We start from the raw sequence: 14849 nt of genomic DNA, 5'->3' as shown, positions 1-14849 counted from the left end.
CAGCCGCTACCGCGGGGTAAGCGAGACCGACCGGATGTGCGGTCATACCTGTAGCCTCTATCCCGATGTCCACGAAAGCTCCGACCGCCACCACGACGACCGGGAACGAGAACGGCGCGACCGTCACAAACGGCGACGCCGCCGCCGGGAACGCGTTCGCATTGCCGACGCAGACCCGCACGTTGACCGGGTGGGGTCGCACCGCACCAACCTCTTCCGAAGTGCTCTCGACCAGCGATCCCGAACTGATCGCCAAGGCCGTCGCCATGGTCGCCGAGGACAATGACTCCAAGCCAGCGCACCTGCGCCGCGGCGTGATCGCGCGCGGCCTCGGCCGCTCCTACGGCGATCACGCACAGAACGCGGGCGGGCTCGTCATCGACATGACGGCGCTGAACAACATCCATCGGATCGACCGCGATACGCGGATCGTCGATGTGGACGGCGGCGTCAGCCTGGACCAGCTCATGAAGGCGGCGTTGCCGTTCGGACTGTGGGTCCCGGTGCTGCCAGGCACCCGTCAAGTGACGATCGGCGGCGCCATTGCCTCCGACATCCACGGTAAGAATCATCACAGCGAGGGCAGCTTCGGCAACCACGTGCGCTCGATCGATCTGCTCACCGCCGACGGGCAGGTGCAGCACATCACGCCGAAGCGCAACGCCAAGCTGTTCTGGGCGACCGTCGGTGGCAACGGGCTCACCGGCATCATCGTGCGCGCGACCATCGAGATGACCCCGACCGAGTCGGCGTACTTCCTCAACGACGGTGTGAAGACGACGACGCTCGACGAGACGATCGCGGCGCACAGCGACGGCAGCGAGGCGAACTACACGTACTCGAGCGCGTGGTTCGACGTGATCAGCCCGCTGCCCAAGCTCGGCCGCGCCACCATCACCCGCGGCCGCCTCGCCAAGGCCGACGAACTGCCCAAGCGGCTGCGCAAGAAGCCGCTGAAGTTCGACGCACCGCAGCTGATGACCGTGCCGGACATCTTCCCGAACTGGACGATGAACAAGCTGACGCTGCGCTCCATCGGCGAGGCGTACTACGCGATGGGCGGCAACTACACCGGCAAGGTGCAGAACCTGACGCAGTTCTATCACCCGCTCGACATGATCGCGGAGTGGAACCGCGGCTACGGTTCCAACGGCTTCCTGCAGTACCAGTTCGTGGTGCCGACCGAGGCGGTCGAGGAATTCAAGCGGATCATCATCGACATCCAGGCGTCCGGGCACTACTCGGCGCTGAATGTGTTCAAGCTGTTCGGCGCGGGCAACCCGGCGCCGCTGAGCTTCCCGATGCCGGGCTGGAACATCTGCGTCGACTTCCCGATCAAGCCGGGCCTGAACGAGCTGGTCAGCGAATTGGACCGGCGCGTACTGGAATTCGGTGGCCGCCTATACACGGCGAAGGACTCGCGGACCACCGCGGAGACGTTCCACCAGATGTACCCGCGGATCGACGAGTGGATCAAGATCCGCCGAAGTGTCGACCCCACAGGCGTTTTCATGTCCGATATGGCGAGAAGGCTGGAGCTGCAGTGATTAATGCCGTCGGTAACCCGCAGGCCATCCTGCTGCTCGGCGGGACCTCCGAGATCGGCCTGGCGATCTGCACCGAATACCTGCGCAAGGGTTCGGCGCGCATCGTGCTGGCCGCGCTGCCCAACGATCCGCTCCGCGAGGACGCGGTCGCGCAGATGAAGGCGGCGGGCGCGACCCAGGTCGACGTGATCGACTTCGACGCGCTCGACACCGACAGCCATCCGAAGGTGATCGACGCGGCATGGGACGGCGGCGACGTGGATGTCGCCATCGTCGCCTTCGCCCTCGACGGTGACCCGGAAGAGCTGTGGCAGAACCAGCGCAAGGCCGTGCAGGTCGCCGGAATCAACTACACCGCATCGGTTTCGGTCGGCGTGCTGCTCGGCGAGAAGATGAAGGCGCAGGGCTTCGGGCGGATCATCGCGATGTCGTCGGTCGCCGGTGAGCGGGTGCGGCGCACCAACTTCGTCTACGGGTCGACCAAGGCCGGCCTGGACGGCTTCTACCTCGGGCTCGGCGAGGCGCTGCGCCCGCACGGCCCGCGCGTGCTGGTGATCCGGCCCGGCATGGTGCGGACCAGGTTCTCCGCGCACGTCAAAGAGGCGCCGCTCACCGTCGACAAGGAAGTCATTGCCGAGCTTGCGGTTTCGGCCTCGCAGAAGGGTAAGGATCTCATCTGGGCGCCGGGCACCTGGCGGTTCGTGATGATGATCCTGCGCCACATCCCGCGCCCGATCTTCCGCAAGCTGCCCATCTAGGAGCTTGGTGAGCCGCACCGCGATCGGCCTCGCGCAGCCGCGTGAGTCCGGGCGGTGCGGCTTTTTTCTGTCGCCACGACCAGCACGCTGACGCATCCGGCGGCCGGACCTGGCAGCATGATCGCCGGTCGCCGGCACGCCTCCACGGGTGTCGTAGCGCCGATGCGAATGCCGACCCGAGGGAACCCGGAGATGCCATGCGAGTAATCGGAGACACCCTGCCGTGCGCCGAGACCACCGACGTGCGGTCGCAGATCGCCCTGGGATTTCGGGCGCAATCCAGTCGGTGTGCCGGTTGCGGTATCGGAGTGGATCGATGACCGCGGCGGTCACCGAGCACGCCGCACCCCGCGGCCGAGGTGCCCTGTTGGCCAGGCAGGCCGGAGCCGGAATCGGCGAGGCGGTCCTGGCGGGGCTGGTTGCCCTGGTGGTGACAGCCGTTGGGCTGACCGCGTTTTCGATGGTGGACTGGCCAGCGTTCAACTCCTCCAACGTGACTCGTGCGCTGACGACGGTCGGGCAGGTCTTCGCGGCGGCCCTGCTGATCGCAGCGATCGCGCTGACCCGGCGGGCAGGCACGCTGCCGGGTTGGCTCGGCGCCCCATGGTTGGCCAAAGCGCTGTCCTGGGTTGGCATTTCGACATTCGTCACGTTCACCCTCGGGATGCCGCTCGCGGCGACCAAGCTGTACCTGTTCGGCGTCTCGGTGGACCAGGAGTTCCGGACCGAGTTCCTGACCCGACTCACCGATTCTCCGGTCCCGCACGACATGACCTATGTGAATCTGCCCCCGTTCTATCCGTCGGGGTGGTTCTGGATCGGCGGACGGGTCGCCGACGTGCTCGGCATGGCCGGGTGGGAAGCGTTCAAGCCGTACGCGATCGGTTCGATCGCGGTGGCTGCGGTGATCTCGCTGGTGTTGTGGTCCAAGCTGATTCGCGCCGACTGGGCGATCGCCGTGACGGCCGCGGTCACCGCGATCGTGCTGGCGTACGCGTCGCCGGAGGCGTACAGCGCCGTCATCGTGCTGCTGCTGCCGCCTGCGCTGATCCTGGCGTGGGGCGCGTTGCATCGCCCAGCGGACGGTAAGGCCGGAACCGCGGGTGGCTGGGGTGCGGTGCTCGGCACCGGACTGTTCCTCGGATTGGGCGCCACCTTCTACACGCTCTACTTCCTCCTCGCGGCCTTCGCTGTCGCGTTGATGGGGCTGCTCGCTGCCGGGCTCGCGGTGCGGGAACGGCGGGCCGCGGATCGGCGGGCCGGTGCCGACAGGCCGCCCGCCTGGCGGGCCGCGCTCGCGCCGCTGGTTCGCTTGGTGGCAATCGCGGTGATCGCCGGGGTGCTCGCGGCGATCGTGTGGGCGCCGTATCTGCTGAAGACACTGAGCAGCCCCACGGCAAGCACCGGCACCGCACAGCACTACCTGCCCGAGTCCGGTGCGGAACTGTTCTTCCCGATGGTCGAGTTCTCGCTGCGTGGCGCACTGTGCCTGATCGGGGTGATCTGGCTGGTACTGCGGGCGGGCTCGTCGCGTCGAGCGCAGGCGCTCGGCATGGGGGTCGTCGCGGTCTACCTGTGGACGTTGCTCTCGATGACGGCGACGGTGGCGAAGACCACGCTGCTGTCGTTCCGGTTGGAGCCGATCCTGCTCGCGCTGCTGGCCGCGGCGGGCGCGTTCGGGGTGGTGGAGGGGACGCGAGCGATCTACCAGGCGTTGAACGAGCCTGGCCGGTTCCGTCTGATGGTGACCGTGGTGACCGTGGCCGCCGCGCTGGCATTCACCCAGGACATCCCGCACGTCCTCGACCCGGAGATCACCACCGCGTACACCGATACCGACGGCAACGGTCAGCGCGGCGATCAGCGCAACCCTTCGCCGGTGGCGCACTACGGCGAGGTGGACAAGGCACTCCTAGCGCAAACCGGACGACCGCGCTCGGACACCGTCGTGCTGACCGCGGACACTAGCTTCCTGGCCTTCTATCCGTATTACGGCTTCCAGGCGCTCACGCCGCATTACGCGAACCCGCTGGCCGATTTCCAGGGCAGGGCCGCGGCCATCAAACAGTGGAGCACGCTGAAGTCGTCGAGCGCGCTGCTCGATGCGCTGGCAGCCAGCCCGTGGCGGGCCCCGGACGCCTTCCTGTTCCGCAACGGTGGCGACAGCTACGCGCTGAAGCTGGCGGAGGACGTCTACCCGAACGACCCGAACGTCAAGCGCTATCCGGTGACGTTCCCGAAGGCACTCTTCGCCGATCCTCGCTTCACCACCACCGAAATCGGCCCGTTCGCCCTCGTCACCATCCGTCGATAACGCGGCATCGAATGGGACATGACAGCGGCACATCGCTGCCGTGTCCCAGTCGATCGCTGCCTCGGTTGCCAGGCGACGCACCGCGTCCTTGGGTACCGTAGGCGGCTGAGCTGTAGTTATAGAGGAGACGTTTGCAGGTGGTACGGGCATTACAGGCCGATTCGGGCACGCAGGACGAGTCGGTGGTAGGGGTTGCGAGCAGGGAAACCACCGCGACCGGAGTGCTTACCGCGGGGCCGTCGGCCCCGGCCCGCACACGAAGATTCCCGCGCCTGCACCGAGCCGATCTGCTGTTCGGGTTCGGCTACCTCGCCTTGGCCGTGGTCGTCCTGTCGGGGCAGTGGCGCAACACGCAGAGCGGGTACCTGATCAAGAGCGGTCAGGACCAGACGATGTGGGAGTGGTTCTTCGCGGTCACCGCGCACTCGGTGGCGAACCTGGAGAACCCGCTCGGCACCACCCTGCAGAACTTCCCGGCCGGGGTGAACATGATGGCCAACACGGCCATGTTCGGGGTCGGGGTGCCGTTCACGCCGATCACGCTGATGTTCGGGCCGACGGTCACGTTCGTGCTCGTGCTCACGCTCGGTCTCGCGTCCACCGCATTCGGCTGGTACTGGCTGTTTTCCAGGGAGCTCGTCGAGTCCAAACTCGCGGCGGGCACCGGCGGACTGTTCTGCGGTTTCGCGCCCGCGATGATCTCGCACGCCAATGCGCACCCGAATTTCGTTGTGCTGGTGCTGCTTCCGATCACCGCGGGCCAGTTGATCCGGATGGCCCGCCGGGCCGCGGTGACCGGGCCGGACCAGCCGCGCAGGCGAGTGCGCGATGCCGTCGCGCTCGGCCTGCTGGTCGCGATGCAGATCGCGCTCGGCGAGGAGCCGCTGCTGATCTTCGCGCTCGCGTTCGGGCTGTTCGCGATCGTGTACTTCCTGCATGCGCCGCGCTACGGGGTGCGCGTGCTGCGCGGGATCGCGCCGACGGTCCTGCTCGCGGCGGTGATCACCCTGATGCTCACCGAAATCCCGCTCTGGTGGCAGTTTTTCGGCCCGCAAAGCTACCGCTCGATCGATCACGGCCCGATGGGCAACGACCTCAAGGCGATCGTGCAGTTCCCGTCGGAATCGCTGGGCGGGCTGTTCTCGCCTGGCCAGTACGTGGCGATCAACGAGACCGAGCAGAACGCCTATTTCGGCTGGCCGCTGCTGCTCCTGCTCGCCACCACCATCGCGCTGCTGTGGCGGGATCGGGTGGTGCGTGCGGCAGGCGTGGTGATCATGGTGTTCGGCGTGCTCTCGCTCGGCGCGGTCGCGATGGTCGGCAAGAAAAACACTGGCGTCGAATTGCCTTGGCGCTGGGCCGAACACGTCCCGCTGCTGAGCACGGTGCTGGAAACGCGGTTGACCATGGCGGCGATTCCCGCCATCGCGGCGATCCTCGCGCTGGCCACCCAGCGGGCGGTCGGCCGGTGGCGCGAGTCGCCGGTGGACTGGCGGCCGCTGGCCTGGTTCGGCACGCTCGCGCTGGCGCTGCTGCCGTTGGTTCCGACGATCCTTCCCGTCGTCGAGCGAGGTCCGACGCCGGAGTTCTTCGCGGACGGGACGGTGCGCAACTACGTCGGCACCGGCTCGGTGGTCATGGTGCCGCCGTCACGACCGCTCGATGCAGGCGCGCTGCGCTGGCAGGCCGACGCAGGCTTCGACTTCCCGCTGGCCGGTGGGTATTTCGTCGGCCCGACCGGTGCGACGAAGAAGGGCATCTACGGTCCGGAGGGGCGCGCGACCACCACGTTGCTGGTGCGGGCACAGGAGACGGGGGCCGTGCCGCCGATCACCGACGAGACCCGCGCGCAGGCCCGCGCCGACCTCGAGTTCTGGCAGGCGGACGTGCTGGTGCTGCCCGCGACCAAGAACGTCGACACCCTGCGCAGCACGGTGACGCAGCTGCTCGGCTTCGAACCGGCTCGCGTCGACGACGTGTGGCTCTGGAACGTTCGGGCGGTGAGGTAGCTAGCATCAACGACCGTGCGACCGGACCGATCTACTCGAGCGTTCACCTGTTACCGCCTGATCGCCCTCGTCTCCGGGCTCCTTGGATTCGTGCTGGCGCTGCTGACACCGCTGTTGCCGGTGCGGCAGGATCGGGCGACGCTGGACTGGCCGCAGGCCGGCGTCAGCAGTGTCGAGGCACCGCTGGTGTCGTATCAGCCGCTACGGCTGAACGCGACGCTGCCGTGCTCGCTCGTGCAGGCGGTGGGGTCGGGCACAGTGGTGTCCACCGTGCCGGTCAGTTCGGGCCAGGCGGCGACCAAGGGACTGGTGGTTTCGGTCGCCGACGGCGTGCTCTCGGTCGTGCTGCGTGATGTGCCGCTGCTCGCGGCGCCGGTTGCCGAGATCACTGCGGGCACGGGCTGCACCGCCGTCGCCATCGAGTCGACGGCCGCCGCGACCACCACCGAGATCACCGGGGCGACGCGGCAGGACGGTACACCGTTCCGCAACACCGTGACTCGCGATATCCGGCCGCAGCTGGTCGGTGTGTTCACCGATCTCCCGGCAGCGCGGTTGGACGGCGCCGAGGTGCACGCCGACATCGACTCGCGGTTCTCCTCGTCGCCGTCCGCACTGAAGCTGGCCGCGATCATCGCGGCCGTTGTCTGCACGCTCGTCGCGCTGCTCGCACTGCATCTGCTCGACACCAGCGACGGGCGCCGCGCCCGCCGCTTCCTGCCCGCGCACTGGTGGCGGTTCACGCCGACCGACGCGGCGGTGCTCGGCACGCTCGGGCTGTGGCACTTCATCGGCGCCAACACCTCCGACGACGGCTACATCCTGAACATGGCGCGGGCCTCGGGGCACGCCGGGTACATGGCGAACTACTACCGCTGGTTCGGGGTGCCGGAGGCGCCGTTCGGCTGGTCCTACGAGGTGCTGGCGTGGATGACCAGGATCTCCGACGCCAGCCCGTGGATGCGGCTGCCCGCCGTGTTCGCCGGCGTGGCGTGCTGGCTGGTGATCAGCCGGGAAGTGTTGCCGCGCTTGGGAGCCAGGGTGCGGCGCAACAAGGTGGCCTTGTGGACGGCCGGGCTGGTGTTCCTCGCCTTCTGGCTGCCCTACGACAACGGGCTGCGGCCGGAGCCGCTGATCGCGGCGGGCGCGCTGCTCACCTGGTGCTCGATCGAGCGGGCCATCGCCACCGGGCGGCTGCTGCCCGCCGCGGTCGCGGTGTTGATCGCCGGGTTCTCCCTTGCCGCCGGTCCGACCGGGCTGATCTGCATCGCGGCCTTGATCGCGGGATCGCGGCCGGTGCTGCAGATCATCATCAAGCGGGCGCGCGGGGTGGTGCCTGCGGTCGGCGGCGGTGTCGCCGAAAGTCCGGCGATGACAGGAGGACTCGACGCGCCGGGCGGGCCTGCGGGCGAAAAGTCCTCGCAGACAAAGCAGTCCGGCCGCCCCTCCTGGCTGAACTCGGTGTTCCGGTATGCGGCGGTCCTCGCACCTGGCCTGTCCGCCGGAACCCTGGTGCTTGTGGTGGTTTTCGCGGATCAGACGCTGTCGACGGTGCTCGAGGCGACCAGGGCGCGCACCATCGTCGGACCGAACGTGGCGTGGTTCGACGAACGCACGCGCTGGGATTCGCTGCTGATGCTCTCGCCGGACGGTTCGCTCGCGCGGCGCTTCGGCGTGCTGGTGATGCTGCTGTGCCTGCTGGTCTGCGTGCTGCAGGTGCTGCGAAAGGGCCGCATTCCCGGCACTTCTCGCGGCCCGTCGGTGCGGATCCTCGGCATCGTGTTCGCGTCGCTGCTGCTGATGATGTTCACCCCGACCAAGTGGACCCACCACTTCGGCGTCTACGCCGGGCTTGCCGGATCGCTGGCCGCGCTCGCCGCGGTCGCGGTGGGCACCGAGGGTATCCGGTCGCCACGCAATCGGGCACTGTTCGCGGCCGCGGTGCTGTTCCTGCTCGCCATCACCTTCACCGGATCCAACGGCTGGTGGTACGTGTCCAGTTACGGGGTGCCGTGGTGGGACAAGGCGCCGCTGGTCGCGGGCAAGGGCTTCTCCACGCTGTTCCTCGCGCTGAGCGGCGTCGCGCTGATCGTCGCGGTGTGGCTGCACTATCGGGAGCCGTATCGCCGAGTCAGTGGCGCGCCCAAGCGATTCGATCGATTCGCCTCCGCGCCGCTGACCATCGCCGCGGCGCTGCTCGTACTGTTCGAGGTGGCCTCGCTCGCGAAGGCCGCGGTCGCCCAGTATCCGGCGTACTCGGTCGCCAAATCGAACTTCGAGTCGCTGACCGGTGATTCGTGCGCGCTCGCCAATGAAGTGCTGGTGGAGACCGACACGGCCAAGTCGCTGCTGCTGCCCATCACCGGCGCACCCACCGACGGATTGGCCACGGAAGCAAAGGGATTCACGCCCAACGGAGTGGCGAGCGACCTCACCGCCGACGCCGACGAAACCGTCTCGGGCGGCGCGAACTCGATCAACTCCGACTCGAAGAACAAGACAACCAAGACCACCGGCGCAGGCACCGGCGGCGGCACCTCCGAGCAGACCGGCATCAACGGCAGCTCGGTCGCCCTCCCGTTCGGCCTCGACCCGGCGACGACGCCGATCATGGGCAGCTACCAGGAAGGCGAGCAGCAGCAGGCGTCGCTGACCACCCAGTGGTACGGCCTCGACCTCAGCGACAGCATGCGCCACGACCCGGCCTACCAGGTGCTCGCGCTCACCGCGGCGGGCCGGATCCGGCACGTCGACGTCGACGGTGTGGTCACCTACGGGCAGGAGCTGCACGTCGAATACGGTGTGCGCGAGGCGGATGGGTCGGTGCGCAAGCTCGGCTCGGTCGACCCGCTCGATATCGGTCCCGCGCCGTCCTGGCGCAACCTGCGGGTGCCGCTGAATCAGCTGCCGCTCGAAGCGAACGCGGTGCGGCTGGTCGCGGTCGACAACGACATCACGCCGAAGCAGTGGCTCGCCGTCACGCCGCCTCGGCTGCCCAAGCTGGCGACGCTGAATTCGGTGGTCGGGTCGAAGGATCCGGTGCTGCTGGACTGGCACGTCGGGCTCGCCTTCCCGTGCCAGCGCCCGTTCAACCACCACGACGGTGTCGCAGAAGTGCCACGGTGGCGCATTCTTCCCGACCGGGTCGGGTCCGATGCCTCCAACGCCTGGCAGGACGATATCGGTGGCGGGCCGCTCGGCTGGACCGGGCTGCTGCTCGAATCGAAGACCGTCCCCACCTATCTCGACCACGACTGGTCGCGCGACTGGGGCTCCTTGGAGCAGTTCACCCCGTACGATCCGCAGGCCGAGCCCGCTGAGATCGGCGTCACCGTTGTCACGCGATCCGGCGTGGCCAAGGACGATCCGATCCGAGTCCGATAGGGGCCGTTTGCCATTTCCCGCGACACCGGACCAGACGGTCCGGTGTTGCGGTGACGCAAAGATGTCGTAAACAGACCGGTTGGACGCCGATTTCACCGCACAATCACAGGACGAATTCCCTCGGAAACCGTAATCTGTTCACTATGACGTCGGCATTCGACCAGATGGATCTGCGTGATCTCGTCGGTCTGCTCACCGAGGACGAACAGCGCGAACTGCGCCCCGCCATCCTGCGTGTCCTCAACCGCCTCCCGGCCCAAGAGGTCCTCCGCCGCGAACTCGGTCAGCGCATGACCAAGGTCTGAGACCCGCCCCCGACAACCCCGACGCGGCATCGATCGGACCCGCGCCGAGGAATCTCCACACCGATCCCCCACCACCGTCCTCCCGTCACCCGCGGCACCGAATCGTCCACGATTCGGTGCCTTTGTCGTATCCGGGACATCCACGACTGCGGCGGTCGGCACGGGTCTCAGCGCACCAGGGTCCGAGACGCCCGCAGGCCCGGCGAGCGGCTGGGGCCGGTCGCCGGGCCTGCGGGACAGGGGTATTCGGTTAGAAGACGCGGAGCTTGCCGGGGGACCAGAAGCCTGAGCGGGTGGCCGTTCCGGTGTCGAGCTCGGCCGGGGTGGCGGTGGGGTCGTACTGGTCGTAGCGCTCCAGGGAGCCCCACTCACGAGCCCAGTCGTTCTTCAGGTAGGTCGGGACAGTGGCGGAACTCGCGAGCATCTGGGAGAAGCCGAGGAGACCGCCGAACTCCTGGGCCTGCCAGGTGTTGGTGGACGTGATGGCGAGTGGGCGGTCCGGCAGGATGCGGTAGCCGGGGACCTCGGCGACGCCGTTCTTGTGGTACAGCGGACGCTGGCACGGGAACTGCAGTCCGACTGCCCAGTCCTCCAGGATCGGCTGCTCCGAACCGAGGAAGCTGTTGAGCGACTCCAGCTTCGGCATCCGCGGCGGCGTGAACGCCAGCCACTGTTCACCGATCAGGATCGGGTCGTTGGCGACGATGCGCACCGCGTCGGCCTCCGGCGCGATCTCGGCAAGCGGCACCCGCAGGTTGCGCCAGGACGGGCGCGGGCCGATATCGCGCGGCAGGTAGGTGCCGAGCTTCTCGACGCTGCCGTCCGGCAGCCGCTTGCCGTAATCGACGGTGAGCGACTGGCCGTACTCGGTGTCGCCGGTGTCGTCGACGGACAGGATGCGGCCCGCCGCGGTGATCACCACGAGCGGCTTGTCCTCCGAACGCGGCGCCAGCCCGTACCAGCTCGACGTGACGTGCGCGGGCTGCTGCACCTTTTCCTGCCAGCTGCCGAGGATCGGCGTGGTCGCCGGGTCGAGCCCGAAGGGCAGTGCAACGGTGCTCCCGTTGACACCGCGCGCACCCTCGCCACCGCCGGTGCCCGCGTTCTGCCCCTTCTCGAACGCGGGGCCGATCGACTGGCTCGACGTGTTGCCGGTACCCGGCTTCACCTCGACGGTGTCGGCGGACAGGTCTTTGGGCACCCCATTGGGACCGAAGCCGACCGCGTCGACGCCTGCCAGCGGATCGTTGGGGTCGGTCAGCGGGTACGCAGGATCGATGATCGGCGCCAGCCTGCCGCCGTTCGGATCCGGTTCCACCAGAACGTCATTGGCGAGACCACAGCTGTTGCCGCGCAGCGCGTCGAAGTTCGAGCGGGCCAGCGAGTACGCAGGGTATTGCGACACCGCGCCCTTGGCGAGCGAAGCCACCTCCAACAGGACAATCAGCGCGGCGACGACTGTCAGCGGGATCGCGGCGAACTTGCGAATCCGTTTGCCGCGCGCCGACTTCGGCGATGCCTGCGGTTTGGTGTAACCCTCGCGCAGCGAAAGCCAGGCCACCATGGCCAGTGCGAGGCCGAAGAGGGCGAGCATCAGGGTATTGGACTGGTACCCGCGCAGCGAGATCACCTTGTCGAACCACGGTACGCCGTAGGACGACACGTACCAGTAGCCGTTGATGCCGGAGAAGGCGAGCGCGAGCACGAACATCAACCCGGCAAGGAAGATCGCGCGGTTCTTCCGCGCCCGCAACGCCGATGCCGAGACAGCGACCGCGGTCACCGCGGCCAGCGAACCAGCGATGCCCGCGTACGCGCCGAAGTGGTGCGTCCACTTGGTCGGGTTGAACATCATGAAGAAGATGGTCCCGAAGACCACGCCCATCAACCGCCAGCTCGGCCCGCTCGCGATGCCGGGAACCTGCCTGCGCCGCAACAACACCAGCATGGTGGTGAACAGGCACAGCAGCATGATCAGGAACGCGAACCGGCGCGGCAACCCGCCGTCGGGGGTGAGCACGAACAGGTAGTAGTAGCGCAGGTAGTCCTCGTACCAGGCGAGGTTCGGCCCGGTGGCTTGACGCACCCGGTTGGCCTCCTGGATGGCCGCGAACGTCTGGTCGCTGTAGACCACGATCAGCACGAGCAGCCCGGCCGCGACGATCGGCGCGAGCAGCGGCAGCGTGGCCCACCACTTCCCGCCGTGCTCAGCGAACTGCCGTCGCCTGCGCACCACGATCCACACCAGCGGCCGGATACCGGCGAGCAGCGCGGCGACACACATCAACCCGGTGGGTGCGGCCGCGAGCGTGAACGCCGCGATCAGGACCGCGACGCCTGCGGGCAGCAGCCTGCCGGTCGCGATCGCCCGCTCGATCGACACCCAGGTGAGCAGCGCGCCGAGGGCGACGATCGGCTCCGAACGCAGCCCGTTGTCGTAGGGCAACCAGAACGTGAGGAAGACCAGTCCGCCGGTCCACAGGGCCACCTTGCTGGTGCGCACACCGCGCCCGAGCCGGGGCACCACCTCGCGGCTGATCACCATCCAGCAGAGGATGGCGCAGGCCAGTGCGGGCAGGCGCACCCACGGGCTTGCGGTGGAGATCTCCGAGAAGACCTGGATGACGTAGTAGTACCAGCCGAAGGGCGCCTCGGGGACGCCGTACCAGCGGAAATAGTTGGCCATGTAGCCGGCGTGCGGCGCGACCCGCACCATGCTGAGGATGTAGCCGTCGTCGGAAGTATTGGCGCCGATGAAATGCCAGACCAGCAGTGTGCCGACGACCGCACCGTCGGCCCAGGTCAGCTTCAGCCAATTCGCGGGCAGAATCCTGCGGTGTCCGCGACCGTCGCTGCCGTCGAGCCGAGCCAACGCACCGAGCGCGACCAGCGTGCACAGCACCGCCGCGATCATCGCGATCAGCTTGATCACCGTCGGGCTCGTGCTGAAGCGGGTGTCCACCGTCATCTTGAAGGAAAGCCCCGCGGGCGCCGCGCCCTTCAGCTCGGAGAAGACGCCGACTACCTGCGGCCGCAGATCACCGGTCAGTGTGCCCTCGACCGGCACCTCGACCTGCTGCACGGTCCCCGGCGCCGCACCTGCGACCGGCTGAGTGATCGTCCTGGTCAAGCCGACGAACTCCGCGTGTGTGCGTTCGTGGTTGGAAATGAGCTCGATGTTCGAGCACCGCTCCATGTCCGCCCGCAGCGCCGACACCACAACGGCATTCCGGTCGACCACGTCCACCGAGGTGTCCGACACTCGAATGAACAAGGCCTCCAATGCGGCCCGGTCGCCTTGCGGCGGCGCAGTGGCCAACAGCATGCCGCCACGCTCCGGCAGCTGTGCCACCGTGCTACACGGGATGGTGGCCTTCAGGTCGACCGGCATCTGCGAAATCAACGGCGCCTGCACGTTGCCGAGCGTGCCGCCCTGCGGCCAGTTGAGCACCGCGGTGGTCTGCGACACCGGCAGGAATGGCGTCGCCAGCGCGAACAGCGCACCGAGCACACCGGCGACGAACGCGACTATTCGCGCCGTCCGGAAATCGGCCGGAGAGGCCTCGGGTGCAGCGGGTGGTTTAGTCAAGACAGCGGTAGCGGCGTCGGGCACGGTTCGCAATGCTATCTGGCCGCGTGTCTGTGCGGGCGCTGCCTCCGCAAGAGCCGCGCCGGGCATTCGCCCAGTGCCGTGGTCGATTTGTCGGAGTGCACGACGCCTCCTGTTCGGAGTTCCCTGGGTTTCGCTGGTCTGGAACGCGCTCGAGTAACTTGCGCCGTTGTGGTCAAGGCGGGTTCGCGTGCCCGGAAATATTCACTACCAGCACATTCGACGGAAACCCTGCGCATACGACGGCGTAAAGCCGCCACCCGAATCCACGCGGATGGGCACCGTACTGCTGACTGGTAACCCACACCCTGGAAAGGTAGGGGGCATGACCAACGTAAATCTTCAGACGAATTACGGACCGATCGTCCTGGAACTGGACGACGACACGGCGCCGACCTCGGTGCAGAACTTCGTGAACTACGTGAAGGCCGGTCATTACGACGGCACCATCTTCCACCGAGTCATCCCCGGCTTCATGATTCAGGGCGGTGGCTTCGCACCGGGTATGACGCAGAAGCCGACCCAGGCGCCCATTCAGAACGAGGCCAACAACGGCCTGAAGAACAACAAGTACACGGTGGCGATGGCGCGGACCAACGACCCGCACTCGGCCACCGCGCAGTTCTTCATCAACGCCAGCGACAACGACTTCCTCAATCACAAGGCGCCGAACCCGCAGGGCTGGGGCTACACGGTGTTCGGCAAGGTCATCGAGGGCCAGGACGTGGTCGACAAGATCGAGGGCGTTGCCACCGGCAGCAAGGGCGGCCACCAGGATGTGCCGAAGGAAGACGTCGTGATCGAGTCGGCTTCCATCGCCTGACAACCCAGATCGACGATCAGGCCGCCCCTGCCGGGGACGGCTCTCGAACGAGGACGAAGAACCCACCGCAACGGAATAAGACAAACACCGAGATAGTCG

At 67.6% G+C, this 14849-nt stretch carries 8 protein-coding genes; 7 read left to right on the top strand and 1 reads right to left on the bottom strand.

Translation table 11 applies throughout. From position 1 onward, the window contains the following. The first annotated feature begins 65 nt into the window (after positions 1-65). The 6 genes from dprE1 (at position 66) to NA11_RS45595 (ending at position 10317) form a co-directional block, all read left to right on the top strand. Positions 66-1547, top strand: coding sequence for a decaprenylphosphoryl-beta-D-ribose oxidase (gene dprE1, locus NA11_RS12635; protein ID WP_245745846.1), 1482 nt, complete (start codon positions 66-68; stop codon positions 1545-1547). Continuing rightward, positions 1544-2305 (top strand): decaprenylphospho-beta-D-erythro-pentofuranosid-2-ulose 2-reductase, encoded by a 762-nt coding sequence (gene dprE2 / locus NA11_RS12630; protein WP_069162034.1) that lies wholly within the window; start codon positions 1544-1546, stop codon positions 2303-2305. Before dprE1 ends, dprE2 begins: the two co-directional genes overlap by 4 nt. 316 nt (positions 2306-2621) lie before the next feature. Continuing rightward, complete coding sequence (locus NA11_RS12625) at positions 2622-4619, top strand: arabinofuranosyltransferase (protein WP_084654560.1); 1998 nt, start codon at positions 2622-2624, stop codon at positions 4617-4619. 182 nt (positions 4620-4801) lie between these two features. Beyond that, positions 4802-6628, top strand: a complete 1827-nt coding sequence (locus NA11_RS12620) for a glycosyl transferase (RefSeq protein ID WP_069162115.1) — start codon at positions 4802-4804, stop codon at positions 6626-6628. A 15-nt stretch (positions 6629-6643) separates the two neighbouring features. Then, positions 6644-10012, top strand: coding sequence for an arabinosyltransferase domain-containing protein (locus NA11_RS12615; protein WP_069162033.1), 3369 nt, complete (start codon positions 6644-6646; stop codon positions 10010-10012). Positions 10013-10155: 143 nt separating this feature from the next. Beyond that, on the top strand, positions 10156-10317 hold the full coding sequence (locus tag NA11_RS45595) for a hypothetical protein (RefSeq protein ID WP_167837625.1): 162 nt from the start codon (positions 10156-10158) through the stop codon (positions 10315-10317). Positions 10318-10567: 250 nt separating this feature from the next. Here NA11_RS45595 and NA11_RS12610 read toward each other — a convergent pair whose 3' ends face one another. Continuing rightward, positions 10568-13930, bottom strand: a complete 3363-nt coding sequence (locus tag NA11_RS12610) for an arabinosyltransferase domain-containing protein (RefSeq protein WP_069162114.1) — start codon at positions 13928-13930, stop codon at positions 10568-10570. Positions 13931-14252: 322 nt separating this feature from the next. On the opposite strand from NA11_RS12610, the gene NA11_RS12605 reads away from it, so the two are divergent. After that, on the top strand, positions 14253-14750 hold the full coding sequence (locus NA11_RS12605) for a peptidylprolyl isomerase (protein ID WP_069162032.1): 498 nt from the start codon (positions 14253-14255) through the stop codon (positions 14748-14750). The last annotated feature ends 99 nt before the right edge of the window (positions 14751-14849 follow it).

This window comes from Nocardia altamirensis NBRC 108246 (genome assembly GCF_001612685.1).
Lineage (GTDB): Bacteria > Actinomycetota > Actinomycetes > Mycobacteriales > Mycobacteriaceae > Nocardia > Nocardia altamirensis.
The sequence above is the reverse complement of the archived record's forward strand: the minus strand, read 5'-3'. Positions and strand labels throughout refer to the sequence as shown.